The following is an 858-nucleotide window of genomic DNA, read 5'->3' on the forward strand; positions in this document are numbered from 1 at the left end:
CCTGGGCGGGGCTTTTGGGGCGGCGGCGCGGGGCTGGGTGGGGCCGCGGGCGGGGGCGCCAGGGTGGCGCCCGTCGTCCCCGCCTGGAGGCCTGCATGAAGAACCGCACGAAGGTCGTCGTCGCCGTCGCCGTCACCGCCGCCGTGGCCGTCCCCGGCACCGCCGTCGCCGCAGGGAAGCTCTTCGAGCCGAAGCCCACCGAGTCCTTCTCGTTCGTCACCGGCGACACCCCGTCGATCGCCGACGGCGTCGCGTTCGGCAGGAACGTCGCCTGGTACAAGTCCTCGGGCCTCGGGCCCTCCGCGATGAACACGGCGCCGGGGACGGGGGCCGAGGAGCGCTACATCCCCACCGACGTGTTTCCAGGCGGGGTGCTGCCGGCCGGCGTGACGATCACCGAGGCGCAGGGGATCAACGTCCTCATGCGGATCGGCGAGAACCTCGAGCGGGCCGGGCTGTCCTACGACGACGTCGTGTCCATGCGCGTGTTCCTCCAGAACCCCGCGGGCCAGGAGAAGATGGACTTCGCCGGCTGGAACCGCGCCTACCGCCAGTTCTTCGCCAACACGAACCTCGCGACCGGCAAGCCGATCGACGTCCAGCTCGGCTCGGCGACGACCGCCCCGATGGTCGTCAACGCCGCGCGCCCGTCGCGGTTCGCGCTCGAGATCGAGAACCTCCCCGTGAACGGCTGGCTCGTGGAGGTGGAGGTCGACGCGGTCTACCCGAAGTGACGCACGACGGGCCGGCGCCCCGGAGGGTGGGGGGCCGGGGGGGGGTGGTGGACGGAGTAGCGGTAGGTGGAGCTGTTGGGGCGCAGGACCGGGAGGGGGGAGGGGAGTCCGGCGTTTCCCGGCG

The 858-nt window shown here is 72.8% G+C and carries 1 protein-coding gene; it reads left to right on the forward strand.

The window, feature by feature from the left end:
- Nucleotides 1-95 precede the first annotated feature (95 nt).
- On the forward strand, nucleotides 96-734 hold the full coding sequence (locus ACFWH7_RS01775; RefSeq protein ID WP_378214720.1) for a Rid family hydrolase: 639 nt from the start codon (nucleotides 96-98) through the stop codon (nucleotides 732-734).
- Nucleotides 735-858: the final 124 nt, after the last annotated feature.

This window comes from Cellulosimicrobium cellulans (assembly GCF_042723955.1).
Lineage (GTDB): Bacteria > Actinomycetota > Actinomycetes > Actinomycetales > Cellulomonadaceae > Cellulosimicrobium > Cellulosimicrobium cellulans_H.